This is a genomic window from Rhizobacter sp. P2_H2 (assembly GCF_056403375.1).
The window spans coordinates 1-2,657 of sequence record NZ_JBFUFP010000767.1 but is presented as its reverse complement, the minus strand read 5'-3'; the positions used below and the strand labels follow the sequence as shown (position 1 = coordinate 2,657).

Here is a 2,657-nt window from a genome sequence, read left to right as displayed (position 1 = left end):
GCCTGGGGCGTCGAGGCGCAGCGCTTCGTCGACTGGCGGCCGGTCCACCGCTCGTTCGAGCAACGTGTGCGCGACAACCCGGCGGCCGTCGCGCTGCACTTTGCCGACGAGACGCTGACCCGCGGCGAGCTGAACCGCCGCGCCAACCGCCTGGCGCACCACCTGATCGCGCAAGGCATCGGGCCGGAGACCCGCGTCGGCATTGCGCTCGAACGCTCGGTCGGCATGATGGTCGGCATCCTCGCGGTGCTGAAGGCCGGCGCCGCCTACGTGCCGCTGGACACCGAGCTGCCGGCCGAGCGCCTCGCCTGGATGGTGGGCGACAGCGGCGTCGCATTGGTGCTGACGCACGGCGCGGTGCGCGAGCGGCTGCCGGCGGTGGCCGCGCGCGTGCTCGACCTCGACACGCTCGACACGTCCGCCGAGCGCGATGACGATCCGCAAGCCGACGTGCACGCCGAGCACCTCGCCTACGTGATCTACACCTCCGGCTCCACCGGCACGCCGAAGGGCGCGGCGGTGCGCCACCGGGCGCTCGCGAGCTGCATGGCGTGGATGCAGCAGGTCTATCGCCTCGACGCGGCTGACACCGTGCTGCACAAGGCCGCGTTCGGCTTCGACGTGTCGGCCTGGGAGATGTTCTGGCCGCTGACCACCGGCACGCCGCTGGTGCTGGCCGAACCGGGCGAGCACCGCGACCCGGCGCGGCTCGCGGCGCTGATCCTGCGGCACCGCATCACGACGCTGAACTTCGTGCCGGCGATGCTGCAGGCCTTCCTGCAGCAGCCGCAGGTGCAGGCGATGGGGACTGACGCCCCGCTGCGCCGCGTGATCGTCGGCGGCGAGGCGCTGCCGGCCGAGGCGCAGAAGGAGGTCGCGCTGCGGCTGCCGCGTGCCACGCTCTACAACCTCTACGGCCCGACCGAGACGACGATCCACGTCACGCACTGGACCTGCCGTGCCGACGGCGCGACGCAGGTGCCGATCGGCCGGCCGATCACCGAGACGAGCGCGCGCGTGCTCGACGCCGACCTGAACCTCGTGCCGCCCGGCGTCGCCGGCGAGCTGTACCTGGGCGGCGTGAGCCTCGCGCGCGGCTACCTGAACCGTGCGGCGCTGACGGCGGAGCGCTTCGTCGCCGAYCCGTTCGATSCGCAGGGCGGGCGGCTSTACCGCACCGGCGACCTGGTGAGATGGAACGCCGAGGGCCAGCTCGASTACCTSGGSCGCATCGACCAGCAGGTGAAGGTSMGRGGCTTYCGGATCGAGCTSGGCGAGRTCGAGGCGCGGCTGCTGGCGCACGGCTCGGTGCGCGATGCGGTCGTCGTCGCGAAACCAGGGCCGGCCGGGCTGCGGCTGGTGGCCTACGCGGCCCCGCATGCCGGGCAGCGCATCGACGCCGCCGTGCTGCGCCAGGCGCTCGCCGATGCACTGCCCGACCACATGGTGCCGAGCGCGGTCGTCGCGTTGGAGGCGTTGCCGCTGACACCGAACGGCAAGGTCGACCGCCGCGCGCTGCCCGAGCCGGTGTTCGAGAGCGACCGCGCGCACCTCGCGCCGCAGGGCCGCATCGCCGAGACGCTGGCCGCGATCTGGCGCGAGGTGCTGGGCGTGGAACGCGTCGGCCAGCACGACAACTTCTTCGACCTCGGCGGGCAGAGCCTGCTGCTGATCCGCGTGCACCAGCAGGTGCAGCAGCGCATCGATTCCGAAGTGCCGCTGGTCGAGCTGTTCAGGCACCCGACGCTTGCGGCGCTGGCGCAGCGGCTGGAGCAAGGGTCGGCCGCGCCTGCCACCACCACCGCCATCGACGACCGCGCCAGACAACAACGGGCCGCGCTGCTGCAGCGGCGCCGCACCACCGAGAGGAACACCTGATGAGCACCCCTGAACCGACCGGCATCGAGATCGCGATCATCGGCCTGGCCGGCCGCTTCCCCGGCGCGGCCGATGTCGACGCTTTCTGGCGCAACATCCGCGACGGCGTCGAATCGGTCACCCGCTTCAGCGACGACGAGTTGCGCGCGCGCGGCGTGCCGCAGAGCCTGCTCGACGACCCGGGCTTCGTGAAGGCCGGCGTGCGGCTCGACGGCATCGGCGAGTTCGACGCCGGCTTCTTCGGCTACGCGCCGCGCGAGGCCGAGCAGCTCGACCCGCAGCAGCGGCTGTTCCTCGAATGCGCGTGGCAGGCGCTGGAGCAGGCCGGCTACGCGACCGGCCGGCTCGAGGTGCCGGTCGGCGTGTATGCCGGCGACGGGCCGAACCTCTACCTGATCCGGCACCTGCTGCCATCGTCGGGCGGTGCCGACAGCGGCCAGATCGCCGAGCTGCTGAGCCTGATGAGCGGCAACTCGCCCGGCTCGCTGTGCACGCGCGTCGCCTACAAGCTGAACCTGCGCGGCCCGGCCGTCACGGTGCAGACCGCCTGCTCGACCTCGCTGACGGCCATCCACACCGCTTGCCAGGCGCTGCTGGCCCGCGACTGCGACATGGCGCTGGCGGGGGGCGTGTGGCTGAACCTGTTGCAGGACGGCGGCTACCGCCACCAGGCCGGCGCGATCCTGTCGCCCGATGGCCATTGCCGCGCCTTCGACGAGCGCGCCGCCGGCACGCTGATCGGCAGCGGCGCCGGCCTCGTCGTGCTGAAGCGCCTCGAC

General features: G+C 72.8%; 2 protein-coding genes. Both read left to right on the top strand.

Going from position 1 to position 2,657, the window contains the following annotated elements; genetic code table 11:
- Positions 1-1,878, top strand: a 1,878-nt coding sequence (locus tag AC1D15_RS26010; RefSeq protein WP_477828260.1) for an amino acid adenylation domain-containing protein, incomplete at its 5' end; no start/stop codon positions are given.
- On the top strand, positions 1,878-2,657 hold a 780-nt coding region (locus tag AC1D15_RS26005; RefSeq protein ID WP_477828259.1), incomplete at its 3' end, for a beta-ketoacyl synthase N-terminal-like domain-containing protein. The genes AC1D15_RS26010 and AC1D15_RS26005, both read left to right, overlap by 1 nt.